Here is a 20,604-nt window from a genome sequence, read left to right as displayed (position 1 = left end):
GCGGCACGGCCGGCGCCCGGGCGCAGCACACCGCGTCCGGGCGCACCGCCACATTGCGCGGAAAAGGGGGCAGGTACCCGAATTCGCGTTCCGGTCACCGGCCTCCCTCGGGCGAGGAGGGCCATGCCCCACCGTCCCCGTTGTCTGACTGCCAGGTGCACATTCCGTGCGGGGCAGCGGCTCCATCTCCCAGAATCCAGAGGGCATCTCGTATGAATGCACTTCCGCTGCTGTTGATCGGCCTTGCGATGTTCGCGGGCGGATATGTCCTTTACTCGAAATTCCTGGGCAACCGGATCTTCAAGCTTGACGCGTCCTTCCAGACGCCCGCGCACGACCTGCGGGACGGCGTGGACTACGTCCCGACCAACAAGTTCGTGCTGTGGGGTCACCACTTCACCTCGGTCGCGGGCGCAGCGCCGATCGTCGGCCCGGCGGTCGCCGTGATCTGGGGCTGGCTGCCCGCGTTCCTGTGGGTCACGCTCGGCACGGTCTTCTTCGCGGGCATGCACGACCTGGGTGCCCTGTGGGCCTCGGCGCGCAACAAGGGCCGCTCGATGGGCGCGCTCTCCGGCCGCTACATCGGCCGCCGGGGCGCGAACCTCTTCCTCGTCGTGATCTTCCTGCTGCTCCTCATGGTGATCGCTGCCTTCGCGGTGGTCATCAAGAACCTGCTGATATCCACCCCGTCGGCAGTGATCCCCACCTGGGGCGCGGTCGCGGTGGCGCTGCTGGTCGGCCAAGCGGTCTACCGCTACAGGATGAGCCTCGGCCTGGTCACCGTGATCGGCGTCGCGGCGCTCTACGCCCTGATCCTCCTCGGTGACGCCGTCCCGGTGGAGCTGCCCGATCCGATCCTGGGCATGTCCCCGGCGACCTTCTGGATCGTCGCCCTCTTCGTCTACGCCGGCATAGCCTCCCTGTTGCCCGTGTGGGTGCTTCTCCAGCCGCGTGACTACATCAACGGTGTCCAGCTCTTCGTCGGGCTCGGCATCCTGTTCGCCTCGGTACTGCTGAGTGCCCCGTCGATCGTTGCCCCGGCCGTCAACGACGCCGTTCCCGCGGGCACCCCGGACCTCGTGCCGCTGCTCTTCGTCACCATCGCGTGCGGCGCGATCTCCGGCTTCCACGGCATGGTCTCCTCGGGCACCAGCTCGAAACAGCTCGACAAGGAGACCGACGCCCGCTTCGTCGGCTACTTCGGCGCGGTCGGTGAGGGAATGCTCGCGCTCGGCGCGATCATCACCGCCGTCGCGGGCTTCCGCACCCTGGCCGACTGGGAGGCCGTCTACAGCGCCTTCGGCGAGGGCGGCGTCGGGGCGTTCGTCGCGGGCGGTAGCGAGATCGTCAACAGCGGCCTGGGCCTGCCGGCCTCGCTGAGCTCGACTGTCCTGGCCACCATGGCGATCCTGTTCGCCGCCACCACCATGGACACCGGCGTACGCCTGCTGCGCTTCGTCGTCCAGGAGGCCGGCGAGGTCGTCAAGGTGAGGATCACCAACGGCGTCGGCACCCTCATCGCGCTCGGCGCCGGTATGGGACTGACCTTCAGCCAGGGCGCCGAGGGCGCCGGCGGCCTCCGTATCTGGCCGCTGTTCGGCACCAGCAACCAGCTTCTGGCCTCACTGACCCTCTCCATCGTCGCGGTCATGCTGATCCGCAAGCGGCGCAACCCGGCACCTGCGCTGGTGCCGCTCGCGGCCGTGTTCGTGATGTCGTTCTGGGCAGCGCTCGTACAGCTCGGCGACCTCTACGATGCCCGGGACTGGCTGCTGCTGGTCATCGACGTCGTCGTCATCGTCGCCGCCGTGTGGGTCGCCTTCGAGGCGGTCGTTGCGATGCGGCGGGCGGCCCAGGAGCCGCCGGAGGCCCCTGACGCCGATGTCAGGGAGAAAGCCGAGCTGAAGAAGTGACATCCCGCTGGGCCTCGCTCCGGGCCGGGCTGGAGGAGTTCTACGCCGGCCCCTACCGGCGTACCTTCGCCCGTGCCCGGCGCGAGGAGGACGACCTCTTCCGGATGGTCGTCCTCGCGGAGGCACTGGGCGTGCCCGACCCGGCTGCGTACTACACCGCCGAGCTGGTGCCCGCACTCTACGAGGACTTCCACGCCTGGCACCGCCGGATGGGCATGGACCGCTCGCCATTGGGGCACGTCGGATGCTGCTAGACCTCCTCTCCTCGCGCAGGGTCGTCTTCGTCGGCGGCAAGGGCGGGGTCGGCAAGACGTCCGTCGCCGCGGCGCTCGCCCTCGGCCGTGCCCGGGCGGGCGCCCGCGTGCTGCTGGTTTCCACCGACCCCGCTCACAACCTCGGCCACCTCTGGGAACGCCCCGTGGGCGACGAGCCCGTACGCCTCGCCTCCCGCGGGGACCTCGCCCACCGGGTGAGGGCCGGTACAGCGGGCCACGTCGACGGGCTGGAGATCGATCCGGAGCGCACGGTCGAGCAGCACCTGTCCGCGGTCGCCGAGACAATGCGGCGGCTGCTCCCCGAGCGGATCCATGCATCGGCCCGCCGGCACCTGGAGCTGGCCCGGCAGGCGCCCGGCACCCACGAGTCGGCGGTACTGGAGCGGATCGCCGAGGCGGTGGAGCTCGGGGAGGAGGCGTACGACCTGGTCGTCTTCGACACCGCCCCGTCCGGCCACACGCTGCGGCTGCTTGCGCTGCCCGAGCAACTCACCTCCTGGACGGAGACCCTGCTCGCCAACCGTGACCGGTCCGAACGGTTCGGTGCCGCAGTGCGCGGTCTCGGCGGCGGCGCGGAGACCGACCGCGATGCCGAGCTGCGCCGGATCCTCGTACGCCGACGCAACCGATTCTCCCGGCTGCGCGAAGTGGTGACGGACTCGGAGCAGACCGGATTCGTGGTCGTGCTGACCGCCGAGCTGCTCCCGATCGCCGAGACCATCGAGGTGTACCAGAAGCTCACCGGCCTCGGCATCGACGTGGCCGCACTCGTCGCCAACCGCCGTTCCCCCTCGGACGCCGATGAGCTGCTCGCCCGGCGCCGGAGGACGGAGGACGAGCACCTCGTCCGGCTGCGGCGGCAGCTCCCGGACGTACCGCTGCTCGACGTGCCGCTGCTGCCGGGAGATCTGGTGGGCGCGGAGGCGCTTGCGGCGCTTGCCGGCCGGCTCGGGCCCTCGTCTTCCGGGTTCTCCGCTTGATTCCGAACCGGCCGCGACCAAAATGCGAGGCCAGTGGAAAAACCAGTGACCTAAGGATCCCAGCTTCGTCGGGCCTCGGTTGGCGGGTTGACCGGGGCGGTGCGCCGGTGCGGTGCGACGGTCACGGCGTCGGCCGGGTCGGGCGAGCTGCGGCCCGGTGTGATGCTCGTGCGTTTGACGCGGAAGCTGGACATCTTGCGTTTGACGACGCGTGGGTTGGAGCGCCTGCGGCGGGTGGGTAGCAGGCGCACGGTGATCTCGCGGAGCCCGTCGGGGAGCGCGGCGGCCAGGTGCTCAGGGGGAATACGCCGCCTGCGCGGTGACCTGGCGGCGCATGAGGCGGGTGCTGCGGGTGAAGGAGAGCCGGTCGGGGGCAGGGCCTGCTGTCTCGGCGGCATCGTGCATCAGGGCGCGGGCAGACGCTGATCGGCGATGAGCACTATTCGGCCGCGCCTTCGAGCGTCAGCTCACGGAGCTGGGCATCCGGCTGTTGCGGCCAGCCCGCGAACGGGTCCACATCAGAGCCGGCTACCGCCCCGGCGCCCTCGATCACCCCTGACCGGCCGCGGGCCCCGTTCACCGCCGCCGGTACGCGGTGGCCAGCACCGAGACGGTGACCCGGCCCGGCGGAGATTCCTCCGTACGGGCCGGGTGGCGCGCGCTCGGCGTCATCGCGACCAGGTCCAGGGCCTCCGCCGCGGTCAGGCGGGCGGGGTAGTCGATCCGCTCGGTGGCGGCGGCCTCGAAGAAGGGGTCGAGCGCGCGGTGCAGCCGCTCCTCCTTCGCCGGGTCGACGGTGACCATCGCGGGCCGCCGGGCGCGCAGTTCGGCCAGGTGGCGCCCGGTGGGGCGGAGCACGACCAGCCGGCCGCCCGGCCGCAGCACGCGGTGGAACCCGGCCGGGTTGCGCGGAGCGAAGACGTTCAGGACGACATCGGCCGCGCCGTCGGCCAGCGGCAGGGGGCGGAAGAGGTCGGCGGCCACCGCGGCGGCCCGGTCGTGGGCGCGGGCGGCGGCGCGCAGCGCGCGTACGGAGGTGTCGAGGCCGATGCCGCGGGCGCCGGGCAGCCGGTCGAGCACGCCGGCGAGGTAGTGGCCCGTACCGCAGCCCGCGTCCACGACCGTGGCCCCTGGCCGGGAGACCGCCGCGGCGGCCAGCCGGGCGGCGGCCGCCCGCAGCGGTTCGTACGCGCCGGCGGCCAGGAACCGGCTCCGGGCGCGCACCATGTCCGCGTCGTCGCCGCTGGTGGCGCGGGCGCCGGTGAGCAGGCTGACGTAGCCGTGGCGGGCGAGGTCGAAGGTGTGGCCGGCCGGGCAGCGCAGGGAGCCGCCTCCGGGGTGCAGGCGGCGGGTGCGGCGGCACGTGGGGCAGCGCAGCACGTCGAGCGAGAGGGCGAGGGCAGGGGGAAGCGGTACGGGCACGGGGCGCTCCTGGGACGGGGGCGGACGGGGACCGTGCCTGCTGCGCGCGCGTCACGCACTGCCCGGAGGCGGGCGGCGAAGGGGCGCGGGTCACGCGGCAGGCACGCCGAGGAGGGCGACGCCGGCCGGCGTCGCCCTCAGTGCCTTCCGCTCAGAGGAAGCAGTGCGGACCGCTCGTGAATGCCACGCCACGAGTCTACGAGCCGCCCCCGCCGGGTCAGGAGACGCCGTCGGCGGAGGCCGCCGGGTCGCCTTGCCGGAACTCCCGGGGCGTCACCCCGTACGCCGCCCGGAAGTTGCGCGTGAACGCCGCCGCGTGGGTGTAGCCCCAGCGGGCCGCGATCCGGTGGACCGGTACCGCCGCGAGGACGGGGTCGGCCAGGTCGCGGCGGGCGTGGTCGAGGCGCTGACGGCGGATCCAGCCGGCGACCGTCTCGCGCCCTCCGGTGTGCGCGCGGAAGATCCGGTGCAGGTAGCTGACGGAGATGTGGTGGACGTCCGCCACTTGCTGCGGGGTCAGCTCCGGGTCCGCGAGCCGGTGGCGCATGTAGTCCACCACGCGTACCAGCAGGGCGTGCTGCCGGTGCTCCGGGTCCAACGCCGCTGCCGTCTTCGACTCCAACTGGTGGGCCAGGTAGGCGTGCACCAGAGCGTCAATGACCTACCCGTGCCCACCTGCCACCGTGGGTCGGGACACGAATCTGCGCGTGCGGTGACCGCTCGTGTCCTTTCTTGCATGCCTCTCATGCACGACCAGCACGGGAGACCGCGCGCGCCACCGCGCATTTTCGAAAGGCAACCCCCAGTGAACCGAACCCGCATGACCGTGCTCGCGCTCGCCAGCGCCGCCGCGCTCGCCCTCACGGGCTGCTCGGACGACGACTCCGACTCCTCCTCCGCGGACCTGGAGTCCGAGTCGTCCCAGGAGGCCGCGCCGGACCCGGCGGCCGCCGAGGAGGAGAGCCCGGCCGCCGCGCCGAAGGAGGTCGAGGTGACGCCGCCGGGCACGAGGCTGAAGATCGGCGAGCAGGCCGTCGTCCCCTACGACAGGGCGGGCGCCACCGGCCACATCGGGATCACCGTCACCGGGGTGTCGGACGTGGACAAGGCGGCCTTCGGCGCCGCGCTCGGGGAGAACGGCGACGCGGACATCACCCCGTTCTGCGTCGAGTTCACCGTCGAGAACGCGGACGGCAGCGACCTGGGCGGCTCGTACCCGCCGGACCTGATCGGCACCACCGCGGACGGCGGCGACCCGGGGGCCACGGTCTTCGGCGCGGACGTCGAGGGGTGCGCGGAGGGCCAGGCGCCCGACGAGTTCGCCGAGGCGGGGGCCTCGTACGAGACGAAGCGGCTCCAGGGCGCCGGTCCCGGCGCCAGCGTCGCGGGCGCCTCGTACGAGGAGGACGACTACGAGGACGCGCCGATCGACCCCGTAACCGCCGGACCCGCAGCAGAGGCCCGCAGCAGAGGCCGGCGACAGAAGCAGGGCCGGCGTCCCACCCCCGTGGGGCCGCCGGCCCGTCCGAGAGCCGCCCGCGGCGGCTCCGGAAGAGGGCCCGTCCCGGATACCGCCCGTACCGGGAACGGGCTCGGGGCCCGGCGAACGCCCACCAAGGCTCGCCGGGCCCCACCACCGCGTACCGCCGCTACTCGGTCGCGATGGCGTTCAGCACGTTCATCCGGCCCGCCCGGAACGCCGGGACCAGCGCCGCGAACAACCCGACGACCGCCGAGCCCGCGAACACCACCCCGATCGTCGGCCAGGGGATGTCGAGCACCTTCAGGCCCTCCAGCGCCAGCAGTTGCTGCGCCGCCGTGCCCCACGCCAGCCCGAGCCCGAGCCCGAGCAGTGCGCCGAAGAGGGCGATCACCACCGACTCCAGCCGGATCATCCGGCGCAGTTGCCTGCGCGACAGCCCGATCGCGCGCACCAGCCCGATCTCCCGGGTCCGCTCGACCACCGACAGGGCCAGGGTGTTGACGACCCCGAGGACCGCCACGATGATCGCCAGCGCCAGCAGCCCGTTGACGAGGTTGAGCATCTGGCCCACCTGGTCCTTGAGGGTCTGCTTGAAGTCGGTCTGGTCGCGCACCTGGTACTGCGGGTACGGGTCCATCAGCTCCTTCAGCGAGGCGTACGCGGCCTCCTCCTGGCCCTCCTTCGCCTTGCCGAACATGATGTCGTCGAACGGCAGGTCGCCCGCCTTGATGTAGTCCCGCGCCGTGGTCAGGTTCAGGTACGCCGCACCCGAGTCGAGCGTGGTCTCGGAGGAGGTGACGGCGCGCAGCGTCAGCTCGGCGGTGCCGCCGTCGGCGAAGTCGACGGTGAGGGTGTCGCCGAGCTTCAGCCCGTGGTCCTTGGCGAAGTCCTCGCCGAGGGACATGCTGTCCTTCTTGTAGGCGTCGGCCAGGTCGCCGCGCACGGTCTCGGTCCTGAGGTCCTGCGCGTACGTCGCGGAGGCGGCCGTCAGGCTGTACTCCTCGACCGTCTCGCCGTCCGGCAGTGTCAGGTCCGCGTCGAGCGCCTTGTAGTGCGTGACGTGCTCCATGTGCGGGGCGCCGTCGAGGACCTTGGCCGCCTCCGGGACGATCGGCTGGCCCATGTCGGCCTGGATGATGAAGTCCGCGCCCACCGACTTGTCCAGCTCCTCCGTCGCCGAGGCGACCATGGAGGACCCGACCACCGACAGGCAGGCGACCAGGGACAGGCCGATCATCAGCGCCGAGGCGGTCGCCCCGGTGCGCCGCGGGTTGCGCAGCGCGTTCCGCTCGGCCATGCGGCCCACCGGGCCGAAGATCCGCAGCACGCCGGCCGCGAGGGCCCGTACCAGCAGACCGGCCAGCACCGGCGCGAAGACGATGAAGCCCAGCAGGGACAGCAGCACGCCGCCCGCGAGGTACATGGCGCCGTCGGCGGCCTCCTCGACGCGGGTGGTGAGGAAGAGCAGCCCGCCGCCGCCCGCGGTGAGCAGCACGCCCAGCGCGGTCCGTACGGCACCCGCCTTGCGGTCGCCCGGGGTGCCGGCCTCGCGCAGCGCGGCCATCGGCGAGACCTTGCCCGCCCGGCGGGCCGGCAGCCACGCGGCGAGCACGGTGACGACGACGCCGAGGACGATGCCGACGACCGGCGTGGTGGCGTTGATCGTCAGGTCCGCGGTGTTCAGCTCCATGCCGACCGCGCCCATGAGCTTCATCAGCCCCACGGCGATGCCGATGCCCGCGCCGACGCCGAGGACCGAGCCGATCACGCCGAGGAGCAGCGCCTCGACGAGCACCGAGCGGTTGACCTGGCGGCGGCTGGACCCGATGGCCCGCAGCAGCCCCAGCTCGCGGGTGCGCTGGGCGACGAGCATCGAGAAGGTGTTGACGATGAGGAAGATGCCGACGAGGACGGCGATGCCGGCGAAGCCGAGCATGGCGTACTTCATGACGTCCATGAAGCTGCCGAGGTCGTTCTTGTTCTCCTCGACGACCTCGTCCTTCGTCTGCACCTTGAGGGGCTCGGCGGAGTCGGCCACGGCCTTGCGGACCTCGGCCCGCAGCTCTTCGTTCGAGACGCCGGCCTCGGCGGTGAGGTTCACCGAGGAGAAGACGCCGGGCTTGCCGAGGAGCTTCTCCTGCGCGGTCGCGGTGTCGAAGTAGACGATCGTCGCGCCCGGGTTGGTGATCTTGAAGGTGGCGATGCCGACGACCTCGGAGGTGAACGAGCCGGGGGCGGCGATCGTACGGATCTCGTCGCCGATCTCCACGCCGTGCTTGTCGGCCGCGTCGGCGTCGATGACGACCTCGTTCGGCCCGCGCGGCTCGTGGCCCGAGGTGATCTCGGCGGTCTCCAGCTCCAGCCGGTCCCAGTTGGTGCCGATCGTGGGGGCGCCGGTGGTGGAGCCGAGGTTGTCGTTGTCGGCGTCCGCGACGGTGATGGCGTCGTTGGCCACCTCGCCGTCCGCGGCCTTGACGCCGTCGACCTTCTCGACCCGCTTCAGGTCCGCGGCCGGCATCGTCGGCTGCGGCTTGCGGCCCCACTCGCCGTCGTCGTTGTCGGCGGCCTTGGGGCTGACGCGGACGTCGGAGGCGGACGCCTTGAAGAGCCGGTCGAAGGTGGTGGTCATGGTGTCGGAGAAGACGAGCGTGCCGCACACGAACGCCACCGACAGCACGACGGCGACGGCGGAGAGCGCCATGCGTCCCTTATGGGAGAAGAAGTTGCGCATGGAGGTCTTGAAGACGGTCATCTCAGGCCACCGAGCCCTGCTGCGTGTCGAAGGCGGGGGTCCGGGGGTTTCCCCCGGAGAAGAGGCGCATCCGGTCGAGGACCTGCTCGGAGGTGGGGTTCCACATCTCGTCGACGATGCGGCCGTCGGCGAGGTACAGGACGCGGTCGGCGTAGCCGGCGGCGACCGGGTCGTGGGTGACCATCACGATGGTCTGGCCCAGCTCGTCCACCGAGCGGCGCAGGAAGCCGAGGACCTCGGCGCCGGCGCGGGAGTCGAGGTTGCCCGTCGGCTCGTCGCCGAAGATGATCTCCGGCCGGGAGGCGAGGGCCCGCGCCACCGCCACGCGCTGCTGCTGGCCGCCGGAGAGCTGGCTCGGGCGGTGCTTGAGCCGGTCGGCCAGGCCCACGGTGCCCACCACGCGCTCCAGCCACTCGCGGTCGGGCTTGCGGCCCGCGATGTCCATGGGCAGCGTGATGTTCTCCAGTGCGTTGAGGGTGGGCAGGAGGTTGAACGCCTGGAAGATGAAGCCCACGCGGTCGCGCCGCAGTTGGGTCAGCTTCTTGTCCTTCAGCCCGGTGATCTCGGTCTCGTCGATCCAGATGCGGCCCGCCGTGACCGTGTCGAGGCCGGCGAGGCAGTGCATGAGGGTCGACTTGCCGGACCCCGAGGGCCCCATGATGGCGGTGAACTGGCCCCGGGCGATGTCCACATCGACATTGTCGAGAGCGAGGACCCGCGTCTCCCCCGAGCCGTACGCCTTGGTCACCTGTCGCGCTCGTGCGGCGACGGCCGTGCGCGCCGCTACAGCCGTAGTCACAGTCGTGTCTCCTTCGTCTGCGGAACCGCCCTGCGGAACCTGTTCGCACCGCTGCCGCGGTGCTGCTTCGTCGTCTGTACGAGTCTCGTGAGCGGCGGCCGGGAAATCCCTGGTGCCTGGCGCCGTATCGGGTGTGGGGATATCCCCACCCCGCTCCTGGGGAAGGACCCCCCGCCCGGCCCGCCGTCTCCGCCGTCGACCCGCCTGACCAGGCTAGACAGCCGCGCGGGCGGTCTTGTCGGCCGGACGGAGGAGCCCGCCCCTGCTTTCCGGCAGGGGCGTGCCCTTAGGGGTGCGCGGGGCGGTACGGGCCGGAGGTCGGGGTTCCGCGGCGGCACCTGCGGCTTCGGGCTGAGGGCGCGGGGCGGTGGGCAGCGGTGCGGGGAGTACGGGGGTTCGGGGCCGGGGCGGGCGCGGGGGCGCCGGGTGGCGCGGCGCCGGCCGGCCGCCGCCGCAGGGGCGGTCCGGCCGCTCGGGGCGCGGGGTGTCGGTGGGGCGTCGTACGCTGGAGACCCCCGGGGCGTCCGCCGCCTCGGGCTGTTCGCGTTGCCCGCGGCGCCAGCCGCCTGCCCACACAGCCAGCACCCAGCCCCCGGAGCGGATGCCCCATGAGCCTGTACGGCCTGCTCGACGCCGTCGTCCGCGACCCCGCGCTCGCCGAGGCGGTGACCGCCGCGGAGGGCGGCGCGCGGCCGCAGGTCGACCTCGTCGGCCCGCCCGCCGCCCGCCCCTTCGCCCTCGCGGCGCTCGCCGCGCGTACCCGCCGCCCGGTGCTCGCCGTCACCGCCACCGGCCGCGAGGCCGAGGACCTGGCCGCCGCCCTGCGCTCGCTGATGCCGCCCGGCCGCGAGGACGCCGTGGTGGAGTACCCGGCGTGGGAGACCCTGCCGCACGAGCGGCTTTCGCCCCGCTCCGACACCGTCGGCCGCCGCCTCGCCGTGCTCCGCCGGCTCGCCCACCCGGACCCCGACGACGCGGCGGCGGGCCCTGTCTCCGTCGTCGTCGCGCCCGTACGCTCCGTGCTCCAGCCGCAGGTCAAGGGCCTCGGCGACCTCAAGCCGGTGGCGCTGCGCAGCGGCCGGTCCGCCGACCTGGAGGAGACGGTGCAGGCGCTGGGGGCGGCCGCGTACAGCCGGGTGGAGCTGGTCGAGAAGCGCGGCGAGTTCGCGGTGCGCGGCGGGATCCTCGACGTGTTCCCGCCCACCGAGGAGCATCCCCTGCGGGTGGAGTTCTGGGGCGACGACATCGAGGAGATCCGCTACTTCAAGGTCGCCGACCAGCGCTCCCTGGAGGTCGCCGAGCACGGCCTGTGGGCGCCGCCCTGCCGCGAGCTGCTGCTGACGGGCTCCGTCCGGGCCCGGGCCGCGGACCTCGCCGTACGGCACCCGCAGCTCGGCGAGATGCTGGGGAAGATCGCCGAGGGCATCGCGGTGGAGGGCATGGAGTCCCTGGCCCCGGTCCTCGTGGACGACATGGAGCTGCTGCTCGACGTGCTGCCCGCCGGCAGCATGGCGGTGTCCTGCGACCCGGAGCGGGTGCGGACCCGCGCCGCGGACCTGGTCGCCACCTCGCAGGAGTTCCTCCAGGCGTCCTGGGCCGCCTCCGCTGGGGGCGGCGAGGCGCCGATCGACCTGGAGCTGCTGGGCCGCGCCTCGCTGTGGGGCATCGCCGACGTCCGCGAGCACGCGCGCGAGCTGGGCATGATGTGGTGGTCGGTCAGCCCCTTCTCCGCCGACGCGGAGCTGGAGGACGACACATTGGAGCTGGGCCTGCACGCCCCCGAGGTCTACCGGGGCGACACCGCCCGCGCCCTCGCCGACACCAAGGGCTGGCTCGCCGACGGCTGGCGCGTGGTCTACCTCACCGAGGGCCACGGCCCCGCGCAGCGCACCACCGAGGTCCTCGGCGGCGAGGGCATCGCCGCCCGCCTCGACGCGGACCTCGCCCCCGACGCGCTCGCCCCGTCCGTCGTGCACGTCTCCTGCGGCGAGCTGGACCACGGCTTCGTCGCCCCCGGCCTGCGCCTCGCGGTGCTCACCGAGACCGACCTGTCCGGGCAGAAGGCCGCCGGCCGCGAGGGCGCGCGGATGCCCGCGCGGCGCCGCAAGCAGATCGACCCGCTGACCCTCCAGGCAGGCGACTACATCGTGCACGAGCAGCACGGCGTGGGGCGCTACCTGGAGATGGTGCAGCGTACGGTCCAGGGCGCCACCCGCGAGTACCTGCTGGTGGAGTACGCCCCCGCCAAGCGCGGCCAGCCCGGCGACCGGCTCTACATCCCCACCGACCAGCTCGACCAGGTCACCAAGTACGTCGGCGGCGAGGCCCCCACGCTGCACCGGCTGGGCGGCTCCGACTGGGCCAAGACCAAGTCCCGGGCGAAGAAGGCCGTCAAGGAGATCGCCGCCGACCTCATCAAGCTCTACTCGGCGCGCATGGCCGCCCCCGGCCACGCCTTCGCGGGGGACACCCCGTGGCAGCGCGAGCTGGAGGACGCGTTCCCGTACGTGGAGACGCCCGATCAGTTGTCCACCATCACCGAGGTGAAGGAGGACATGGAGAAGCCGATCCCCATGGACCGCCTCGTCTGCGGCGACGTGGGGTACGGCAAGACGGAGATCGCGGTGCGGGCGGCGTTCAAGGCGGTGCAGGACGGCAAGCAGGTCGCCGTCCTCGTACCGACGACGCTCCTGGTGCAGCAGCACATGGGCACGTTCTCCGAGCGGTACGCGCAGTTCCCCGTGGTGGTGCGCGCGCTGTCGCGGTTCCAGACGGACACCGAGGCCAGAGCCGTGCTCGACGGGCTGCGCGAGGGCTCGGTGGACATCGTCATCGGCACGCACCGGCTCTTCTCCTCCGACACCCGGTTCAAGGACCTGGGCCTGGTCATCGTCGACGAGGAGCAGCGCTTCGGCGTGGAGCACAAGGAGCAGTTGAAGAAGCTGCGCGCCAACGTCGACGTGCTGACGATGTCCGCCACCCCCATCCCGCGCACGCTGGAGATGGCGGTCACCGGCATCCGCGAGATGTCGACGATCACCACCCCGCCGGAGGAGCGGCACCCGGTGCTGACCTTCGTCGGCCCGTACGAGGAGAAGCAGATCGGCGCCGCCATCCGCCGCGAACTGCTCCGTGAGGGCCAGGTCTTCTACATCCACAACCGGGTGGAGTCCATCGACCGCGCCGCCGCCCGGCTGCGGCAGGCCGTGCCGGAGGCGCGGGTCGCCACGGCGCACGGGCAGATGTCGGAGTCGGCGCTGGAGCAGGTGGTGGTCGACTTCTGGGAGAAGAAGTTCGACGTGCTGGTCTCCACGACGATCGTGGAGAACGGCATCGACATCTCCAACGCCAACACCCTCATCGTCGAACGCGGCGACACCTTCGGCCTCTCGCAGCTCCACCAGTTGCGGGGCCGCGTCGGCCGCGGCCGGGAGCGGGGCTACGCGTACTTCCTGTACCCGCCGGAGAAGCCGCTGACGGAGACGGCGCACGAACGCCTCGCCACCATCGCGCAGCACACGGAGATGGGCGCCGGCATGTACGTCGCGATGAAGGACCTGGAGATCCGCGGCGCGGGCAACCTGCTGGGCGGCGAGCAGTCGGGCCACATCGCGGGCGTCGGCTTCGACCTGTACGTCCGGATGGTCGGCGAGGCCGTCGCCGACTACCGCGCGACGCTGGAGGGCGGCACGGAGGAGGCGCCGCCGCCGGAGGTGAAGATCGAACTGCCGGTCGACGCCCACGTCCCGCACGACTACGCCCCGGGCGAACGGCTGCGCCTGGCGGCGTACCGCGCGATCGCCTCGGTGACGTCGGAGGACGACATCCGCGCGGTCCGCGAGGAACTCACCGACCGCTACGGCCCCCTCCCGGAGCCGGTCGAGAACCTGCTGCTGGTCGCGGGCCTGCGCATGCTGGCCCGCTCCTGCGGCGTCGCGGACATCACCTTGCAGGGCACCCGTATCCGCTTCAGCCCGGTGTCGCTGCGGGAGTCGCAGGAACTACGGCTGAAGCGGCTGTACCCGGGCGCGGTGGTGAAGCCGGCGCTGAACCAGATCCTGGTGGACCGCCCGAAGCCGAAGCAGATGGGCGCCCAGCCGCTGAAGGGCCGCGAACTGCTGGCGTGGGTGGGCGAACTGCTGACGACGATCCTGGATTCGTAGGGACGGGAGCGGGGCGGGCGTCACCCCTGGAGAGGATTGCGCACCCGGATACCGGGAAACCGGCTGAAGTCACGGTCGGCGGACCACAGTTCCCGTACACCGTGCACGCGGCACAGCGCGGCGACGCGCCCGTCGTGCACCATCGGCCCGGCGACCTTGCCCTGCTCCAGCGCCTCGCGGAGCACGGGCCAGTACCCGGTGCCCTCGGCGAGGAGGACGGCGGTGGGGGACTCCAGCCAGGCGTCGATCTGGGTCAGCGCCTGCTCGGTGGTGCTCGGCGGCTGGTAGATGCGCGGGTGGGTGGCGACGGAGAAGAACTCGTGCAGACACGGCCACGGCAGCGCCCACGGGACCGACCCCTCGGCGAGCGCGCGCACTGCCACCGCGGCGGCGTCGTGGAACGGGCTGTCCGCGCGGTGGGCGTAGACGAGCACGTTGGTGTCGAGTGCGATCACGCCCGGTCCCCGTAGGCGAGGTCACGGATCTCGTCCCAGCTCGCCCCGCGCACGTCCCGCTGGAGCCCGTCGCCGGTCACGCTGGCGTCCCGCAGCGTGAAGGCGGCGCGGTCGGCCTCTTCCTCCAGGACGGCGCGCAGGCCCTGCTCGATGAGGGCCTTGAGCGTGGTCCCATTACGCCGGGCTGTCCGGCGCGCCTCGGTCAGCAGCGCGTCGGAGATGTCGACGGTGGTCTTCATATGGCTCACCATACCCATGGACCCATACTCCCATACGCGATGCCACTCCGTGTCGAACTATCACCCTGCGTATGCGTGTGCGCATCGCAGTGGACCGCACGCGGGATTCATCGCACCGCCACGCCGCCCGTCCGCTCCCTGCCCCCCGACTTCGGCCCCACCCGCCACGCCCCGTTTAACCTCGGCGGACCCCACCCGGGTCTCGCTACACTCCGCCGGATGGAGCCGATCCGCGTCACCAGCCTCGCCGAACGCCCGGAACTCCGCGCCCGGCTCTGGGAGATGGCGGATTCCTGGCCGGAGTTCATGACCCACGACCACGTCGCCAACGCCCTCCACGAGCGGATCGCCGAGGTCTTCCCCGAGCACGTCCACGTCGCCACCGACGAGTCCGGCGCGGTGGTCGCCCGCGCGTTCGCCGTACCGTTCGCGCTGCGTGGCCCGGGCCGGGACGGGGCGCTGCCGGGGCGGGGCTGGGACGAGGTGCTGGTCTGGGCGTTCCAGGACCGGCGGGACGGGGTGGAGCCCGACACCGTCAGCGCCATCGAGGTGGCCGTCGACGCGGGCCGGCAGGGCGGCGGGCTGTCGGCGGTCATGCTCGGCGCGATGCGCACCGCCGCCGCGGACCGCGGCTTCGCGGAGGTCGTCGCTCCCGTACGCCCCAGCGCGAAGCACCACGAACCGCACACCCCGATATCCGCGTACGCCACCCGCGTACGCGACGACGGCCTCCCGCACGACCCCTGGCTCCGCGTCCACATCCGCGCAGGCGCCACCCTGGCCGCCCCCGACCCGGTGGCCCCGGCCTCGATGGTCATCGCCGCCCCGCTCCCGCAGTGGCGGGAGTGGACGGGCCTCCCCTTCGACAAGGAGGGCTGGACAACGGTCCCGGGCGCCCTCACTCCGGTCCGCTGCGAACCGGCCCACAACTGGGCGGTCTACGTGGAACCCAACATCTGGGTCCGCCACCACCTGCGGTGACGACCTCCCCCGGACGGGTCGCCGCTGTCCGGTACGTCTAGGCGCCTGGTCCGGTTCCGCTACATTTTCCGTCGTCGCACAGGCCGCCACGGCAGACTTGGAGGGATGGACATGAGCGCTACCGAAACCGTCTGCCCGAGGACCCCGGAGGCCATACTCCACGCCCTGGAACGCAAGCCGGAGTGGCTTGAGTCCTTCCAGCAGGAGTGGATGGCCGCGGCCGCCGACTTCAGCGCGGACGCCCTGGCGGCCGTACTCGACAAGTGGCACCCGGCCGCGATCGCCTGCGCCACGCCCGGCCACCTCGACGAGGTCGAGGACATGGTGCGCCGTCTCGACGCCGGTGACGACGCCGACCTCGTCTTCTACGACGAGGACGGCCGGGCATGGAGCGCCGAGAACGAGTGTCGGCCCGACCGGGACCGGCGTTGATGGCCACGTACACGATCCGCTACGCCGAGCGCGCGCGAGCGGTCAAGGAATGCCTGCCTCCTCGGCAGAAGTCCTCGTTACAGGCGCTCGAAGAGAAGCTGGCAGGCAACCCCTTCGGGTGCGGAGCCAAGAGCAACCGCGACAGCAGTTGTCGGCGTTCTTCACCGGCGGCGTGATCACATATGTGGTGTCGAACCGGCACTTGATCATCAACGTCATCGACGTCACAGCCGCCTGAGCGCGCACCTACGAGCGCCCCACGCCCCTACCCGCCCCGTGCGCCGGTCAGCGGCCTGTGGTGCCGTCGATGTGTTCGCGGAGGATGTCCGCGTGGCCCGCGTGGCGGCCCGTTTCCTCGATCATGTGCGTCAGCGCCCACCGTACGCTCGGCGCCTTCCCGCCCCGCCGCGGTACTTGCGCGCCCAGGTCCGTGCAGTCGTCGAGCACCCGGTTCGCGCCCGCCACCGCCTCGCGGTAGTCCGCGACGATCTCCGCCACGGTCGACGCCGCCGGGGCCTCGAACGTCGACGGCCAGTCGGTGACCCGTTCGCCCAGGAAGGTCGCGCGCTCGACGTACGTGAGGTGGTGCAGCAGGCCCAGCAGGTTCGTACCCGACGGGACTCCCGCCGTCCGCACCTGCGGTTCCGGGGCGGACTCGACCTTCGCGGCGATCGACGTCCGCAGGTAGTCGAGGAAGCCGCGCAGCGTCTCGGCCTCCGTGGCTCCGGTACGGGGCGGCGGGGTGTCCCTGCGGCGGGATGCGGTGGCCATGGTGGCGCTCCTCTCAGCGGGCAGCGGGCAGCGGGCAGCGGGCTGCGGGTGTGCGCTCAGTGTCGGCGGGCGGCCCGCCGACCGCGAGGCTTTTTGCGGTTGTGGCAAGCTCGTCCGTGGACGGCGGATCGACGGCGGACGTGCTCGATGCGGTGGGCCCCCCGTCTGCGCACGCTCGCGGCCTGCGCGACCTGACGCTGCCGCCCGGCGGGGCCGCCGAGTTCGACGCCTCCGTGCCGCACTGGCTGGGCAGCGCCGACGGCGGGACGGTCGAGCTGCTGATCCTCTTCGACCTGCGGGGCGTACGTACCCACGTGCGCACCGACCCGAAGCGGCACCAGCCGTAGCGTCACGCACGGGCGTTGAACGAGATCCAGACGTCGGGCGGCACCTCCGGCCGATCCGCCACGGGCCTGCGTTCCTCGACCCAGGCATCGCCGGCGACCTCGGCGGCGACACGGCGCCAGAAGCAGCCCGCGGCGGGGTTGCCGTCCTGGAAGGCGACGCCCCACGGCCCCGGGTGGCGGGCCACGATCTGCCGCACGGCACGCAGCCCGACGCCCGATCTCCGTACCCCGCGCACCACGAAGAACGCGCTCAGCACGTGCGTCGGGCCGGACAGGACTTCCACGAGCGCAAGTCCGGCCGGACGCCCGCGCAGCGTCAGGAGGTAGGCGATCCAGCCGGGGCCGGTCAACGCCGTCCGGATCGTTCGGCTCTGGAATGTCCCGTCGGGGTCGGGCAGTTGGCCGCCGAACTCCGTCATGTCGTGACAGCACATCAGCCACAGTCTTTCCAGGACGGCCCGGTCGGCGGCAGCCGCGAGACGGACCCGTACGTCCTCCATGAAATGCCCCTGACTGTGCCGGCCGCGCCCCTTTGCGGAGCGCGGCCAGGTCTTTCACCTCACCAGATGCGCCATGCCTGCTTGGCCGTCACGTCCTGAAGACGCCGGATGAACTTGCGCATGCTCCTCACCTCCCGTCGTCGCTCGAAACGACCGCCTGAGCGGAGGACGCGGTGGTCGCCCGGCGGTCCAGCCGGAAGTCGGGCGGGGTGATGATCCCCTGCACCCGGGGCCGGGCCGAGCCGCCGTGCACGACGAGACGGGATCCGTGGGAGAGGGCGGCCACCAGGGCGGTCGCCACGTCGAGGGCGATCGAGCCGCCCGTGCACGCGCGCGGCCCGGCGCCGAAGGGCAGGTACGCCCCGCGGGCGGTGGCATGGGCCCAGCGGTCGGGCCGGAAGCGGCTCGCCTCCGGCCAGACGTCCTCGTTCCGGTGCAGGAGGTACACGCAGACCGCGACGGTCTCCCCGGGCGCCACCGCGGCGCCCGCCACCTCGTGGGGCAGCCGTACGGTACGGGTGAGCAGCCAGGCGACGGGCCAGAGGCGGAGGGCTTCGCGCACGGCCCGGTCCGGGCGTACGGCGGCGAGGTCGACCCCGGCGTGGGCGGCGAGCAGCAGCGCCCACGCGACGACATGGGCGACGGGGGCCACGCTGGTGCGGAACAACTGGACGTATGCGCCGGCGATCTCCAGCGCGTCGGTGTCCGCGGGCGTCGCCGTACGGACCGCCTCCAGCAGGTCCTTCGGCGCCGCGGGGAGTGCACCGGTGGCGCTATCCGCCCGCCGGCGTATCCGTACCTCTTCGGCCACCGCACGGTTCAGCCGCGCGCGCAGCAGGTGCTGCGGCACCCGGGCCAGGGGGTTGGACGAGCGGATCAGAACGTCGTGCCGGCGGACGCAGCGTGCCATGAGATGACGCAGCCGCGGGCTGCTGTCCGGGTGCAGCAGCACGTCGGCGAGGGCATCGTGCACCATCACGTGACCCGCGTGCGGCCACCTTGAATCCTCGCCCAACCCGGCGACGACCTGCGCGAACAGGTTCTCGCGGCCGGCTAGTCGGGCCCGCAGCACCCGCCGCGCCGCCCGCCCCACGGCCACCTGCGTCACGGGGTCGGCAAGCCGCCCACCGCGGGGCCGCAGAAACTCGGTGACCTCCTCGTACCGCCGGCCATTGTCCCGGAGCACCTGCACCGCGGTCTCGGGATCGGCGACGCACAACGCCCCGCCGGGTAATCGGAAGGGAGCCCCGTGGGCTCGGGCAGCCCTTTCGACGAAGCCGATCGGATCCCGGCGGAAACCACGCTCCGCAACCATGCCGCGGCACCCCCTCCCGGCCTTGGTGCATTGTCGCCTTCTTCCCAGCAGAAGGGAGGAGAAGAAGCAGGATCTGTCCGGAAAAAGCCGCAGCCGCTAGCCGGGCAGGTCGAGTTCGGCGCGGACCGTCTTGCCGACCGGCACCCGGTCCAGCACCTCCCACCGGTCGGCCAGTTCCTCGACGAGCAGCAGCCCGCGCCCGGATTCCCCCTCCGGTACGGGCATCGCGCCCACCTGCTCCGGCCCCGGCGGCCGCCGCTGCCCCAGGGCGTCGGAGACCTCGATCCGGACGACCTGCCCGAGGAGCGAGAGCCGCAGCTCGAAGTCCCGCCCGGGCACACGGCCGTGGGTCACGGCGTTCGCCGCCAACTCGGCGACGATGGCGGCGGCGTCCCAGACGGTGGCGGTCTGCGGAACACCCCAGGAGTGGAGCTGCACGATCGTGAGATGCCGCGCCAGCCGCGCCCCGAGCGGGGTGGAGCTGAAGCGCTGGCTGAACATACGTACGGTGACGGGCGGGGGTGCCGGGTGCGGCGTGGAGAGTGCGGTCATACCCCCGAATCTGGCCCGGGGAAGGGGTGGTTCGCCAGGTCAGACGCGCGTACGCGCCGGATGGTATGCGACGGCGGGATGGACGGTACCAGTCACCACCCGTAACCATGAGGGAGACGTACAGCCCTGTTCTTGCCGCCTTCGCCGCTGAGGAGAAGCCCGTGATGCCTGGTGAGACCGATATCCGCCCGTGGGGCCTGACCCGCATGCGCCCGTACCCGGCCGCCGCCGTGCTGCCCGCGGTCGCGGTCGTGCTGGATCCGGACACGCAGACCGGCCGGTGGATCGACGCGGACGGTACGCCGGTTCCGGCGACGGACCGGCACAGGCGCTCGGAGACGTCCAGGGAGACGTCCACCCTGACGAGCCTCGACGGCAACTCGGACCAGGGCAGCGACCAGGAAGGAGACACCGACTGATGCCGCCCGCGCCCTGCGGCGGTGCGGCGGTGGTGGTCGTCACCCGCCTCGACGACGCCAGCGCCGACGAGGTGATCGCGGAGTTGAACCGGCGGCACGTGCCGGTGGCTCGCCTGGACCCGGGCGACTTTCCCGGGCACGTGACCGTGAACGCCGAGTTCGGCAGTCACGGCCTGGCCGGCACGCTGTCCACCTCGAGCCGCCGGCTGGATCTGAGCCGCGTACGGTCCGTGTACTGGCGGCGCCCCCGCCCCAACTCCGCCCCCGGGACATGGCCGGGCAGGACGCCCGCTGGGCGGTCGCCCAGGCCCGGTACGGGCTCGGCGGAGTGCTGGCGGCTCTGCCCGCCACCCGCTACGTGAATCACCCGTGGGGAGCCGTCAGGGCCTTCGTGGATGCTGCCGGCGTGATGGGGCGGGCGGTGGCCGGGTGGGTGTCGTGCCGGGTGTTGCCCTCGGGTGGTCGCCTGCGCGGGTGCGTGCGGGGTGGCTCGGGGATGCGGTGATCCGCGCGGCCCGCTTGGCGCACTTGGCCCGCTTGCGGTTGGCTGGCTTGTCCCCGGTCCGTTCGTCACGGGTGTGTCGTCACGGGTGTGTCGTCACGGGTGTGTTCGTCACGGGTGTGTTCGTCACCGGTCCGCTTGTCCCCGGCCCGCTCGTGCCCTCACGCCCGCCCAAGGGTATGCGGCTGGTCTGACAGCGCGGGGGCGGTGGGGGCGGTGCGGGGGGTAGCGGGGCGGTGCGGTGGGCGTTGGGTGGGTACGTGGTGGTTGTGGGGAGCGGGTGCGGGGGGTCGGTGTCGGGCGG

General features: G+C 72.5%; 19 protein-coding genes and 2 pseudogenes. 10 read left to right on the top strand and 11 right to left on the bottom strand.

Annotation, left to right across the window (positions count from 1 at the left end):
- Positions 1-212 precede the first annotated feature (212 nt).
- The 4 genes and pseudogenes from FB457_RS21350 to FB457_RS36300 form a co-directional block, all read left to right on the top strand.
- Positions 213-1,913 (top strand): carbon starvation CstA family protein, encoded by a 1,701-nt coding sequence (locus FB457_RS21350; protein ID WP_145782854.1) that lies wholly within the window; start codon positions 213-215, stop codon positions 1,911-1,913.
- Positions 1,910-2,167: a cory-CC-star protein gene (locus FB457_RS21345; protein WP_047016158.1), complete on the top strand. Its 258-nt coding sequence runs from the start codon at positions 1,910-1,912 to the stop codon at positions 2,165-2,167. Before FB457_RS21350 ends, FB457_RS21345 begins: the two co-directional genes overlap by 4 nt.
- Entirely contained in the window at positions 2,158-3,168 is a 1,011-nt protein-coding gene (locus FB457_RS21340; RefSeq protein ID WP_145782853.1) for a TRC40/GET3/ArsA family transport-energizing ATPase, read from the top strand. Before FB457_RS21345 ends, FB457_RS21340 begins: the two co-directional genes overlap by 10 nt.
- A 401-nt stretch (positions 3,169-3,569) precedes the next feature.
- A pseudogene (locus tag FB457_RS36300) lies at positions 3,570-3,706 on the top strand (IS982 family transposase); the annotation flags it as partial.
- 38 nt (positions 3,707-3,744) lie between these two features.
- Here FB457_RS36300 and FB457_RS21325 read toward each other — a convergent pair.
- From FB457_RS21325 to FB457_RS21305, 5 genes are all read right to left on the bottom strand, one after another.
- Positions 3,745-4,590: a methyltransferase domain-containing protein gene (locus FB457_RS21325; RefSeq protein WP_047016155.1), complete on the bottom strand. Its 846-nt coding sequence runs from the start codon at positions 4,588-4,590 to the stop codon at positions 3,745-3,747.
- A 217-nt stretch (positions 4,591-4,807) separates the two neighbouring features.
- Entirely contained in the window at positions 4,808-5,236 is a 429-nt protein-coding gene (locus FB457_RS21320; protein WP_253911232.1) for a helix-turn-helix transcriptional regulator, read from the bottom strand.
- 395 nt (positions 5,237-5,631) lie between these two features.
- Positions 5,632-5,826 (bottom strand): hypothetical protein, encoded by a 195-nt coding sequence (locus FB457_RS35325; protein ID WP_173534845.1) that lies wholly within the window; start codon positions 5,824-5,826, stop codon positions 5,632-5,634.
- 413 nt (positions 5,827-6,239) lie between these two features.
- Positions 6,240-8,825 (bottom strand): FtsX-like permease family protein, encoded by a 2,586-nt coding sequence (locus tag FB457_RS21310; protein WP_145782851.1) that lies wholly within the window; start codon positions 8,823-8,825, stop codon positions 6,240-6,242.
- A gap of 1 nt (position 8,826) precedes the next feature.
- Positions 8,827-9,624, bottom strand: coding sequence for an ABC transporter ATP-binding protein (locus FB457_RS21305; protein ID WP_047016152.1), 798 nt, complete (start codon positions 9,622-9,624; stop codon positions 8,827-8,829).
- Between the two features lie 608 nt (positions 9,625-10,232).
- Here FB457_RS21305 and mfd point away from each other — a divergent pair.
- Positions 10,233-13,787 (top strand): transcription-repair coupling factor, encoded by a 3,555-nt coding sequence (gene mfd, locus FB457_RS21295; protein ID WP_145782968.1) that lies wholly within the window; start codon positions 10,233-10,235, stop codon positions 13,785-13,787.
- Between the two features lie 20 nt (positions 13,788-13,807).
- On the opposite strand, the gene FB457_RS21290 is transcribed toward mfd, so the two are convergent.
- Positions 13,808-14,242 (bottom strand): TA system VapC family ribonuclease toxin, encoded by a 435-nt coding sequence (locus FB457_RS21290; protein WP_047016150.1) that lies wholly within the window; start codon positions 14,240-14,242, stop codon positions 13,808-13,810.
- Positions 14,239-14,481: a type II toxin-antitoxin system VapB family antitoxin gene (locus tag FB457_RS21285; RefSeq protein ID WP_253911231.1), complete on the bottom strand. Its 243-nt coding sequence runs from the start codon at positions 14,479-14,481 to the stop codon at positions 14,239-14,241. Before FB457_RS21285 ends, FB457_RS21290 begins: the two co-directional genes overlap by 4 nt.
- Before the next feature lie 219 nt (positions 14,482-14,700).
- On the opposite strand from FB457_RS21285, the gene FB457_RS21280 reads away from it, so the two are divergent.
- A complete protein-coding gene (locus tag FB457_RS21280; protein ID WP_145782849.1) occupies positions 14,701-15,462 on the top strand; it encodes an N-acetyltransferase in 762 nt (253 codons plus the stop codon).
- Positions 15,463-15,573: 111 nt separating this feature from the next.
- Entirely contained in the window at positions 15,574-15,894 is a 321-nt protein-coding gene (locus tag FB457_RS21275; RefSeq protein ID WP_145782848.1) for a DUF6247 family protein, read from the top strand.
- A gap of 285 nt (positions 15,895-16,179) precedes the next feature.
- On the opposite strand, the gene FB457_RS21265 is transcribed toward FB457_RS21275, so the two are convergent.
- Positions 16,180-16,665 (bottom strand): DinB family protein, encoded by a 486-nt coding sequence (locus FB457_RS21265; RefSeq protein ID WP_145782847.1) that lies wholly within the window; start codon positions 16,663-16,665, stop codon positions 16,180-16,182.
- A gap of 179 nt (positions 16,666-16,844) precedes the next feature.
- Between FB457_RS21265 and FB457_RS21260 the strand changes: the two are divergent.
- Positions 16,845-17,012, top strand: a pseudogene (locus tag FB457_RS21260) (XRE family transcriptional regulator); the annotation flags it as partial.
- 2 nt (positions 17,013-17,014) lie between these two features.
- Here the strand turns inward: FB457_RS21260 and FB457_RS21255 are convergent.
- The 3 genes from FB457_RS21255 to FB457_RS21245 all read right to left on the bottom strand — a co-directional run bounded on the left by FB457_RS21255 (position 17,015) and on the right by FB457_RS21245 (position 19,379).
- On the bottom strand, positions 17,015-17,512 hold the full coding sequence (locus FB457_RS21255) for a GNAT family N-acetyltransferase (protein WP_047016145.1): 498 nt from the start codon (positions 17,510-17,512) through the stop codon (positions 17,015-17,017).
- 127 nt (positions 17,513-17,639) lie between these two features.
- A complete protein-coding gene (locus tag FB457_RS21250) occupies positions 17,640-18,731 on the bottom strand; it encodes a cytochrome P450 (protein ID WP_052770306.1) in 1,092 nt (363 codons plus the stop codon).
- A gap of 192 nt (positions 18,732-18,923) precedes the next feature.
- Complete coding sequence (locus FB457_RS21245; RefSeq protein WP_047016143.1) at positions 18,924-19,379, bottom strand: ATP-binding protein; 456 nt, start codon at positions 19,377-19,379, stop codon at positions 18,924-18,926.
- Between the two features lie 164 nt (positions 19,380-19,543).
- Between FB457_RS21245 and tgmA the strand changes: the two genes are divergently transcribed.
- Positions 19,544-19,798, top strand: coding sequence for a putative ATP-grasp-modified RiPP (gene tgmA, locus FB457_RS21240; protein WP_145782846.1), 255 nt, complete (start codon positions 19,544-19,546; stop codon positions 19,796-19,798).
- Complete coding sequence (locus FB457_RS21235) at positions 19,798-20,160, top strand: MvdC/MvdD family ATP grasp protein (protein WP_052770304.1); 363 nt, start codon at positions 19,798-19,800, stop codon at positions 20,158-20,160. The genes tgmA and FB457_RS21235 overlap by 1 nt, the downstream gene beginning before the upstream one ends.
- The last annotated feature ends 444 nt before the right edge of the window (positions 20,161-20,604 follow it).

It is taken from the genome of Streptomyces sp. CNZ287 (assembly GCF_007827615.1).
This window is presented reverse-complemented; position numbering and strand designations above follow the sequence as displayed.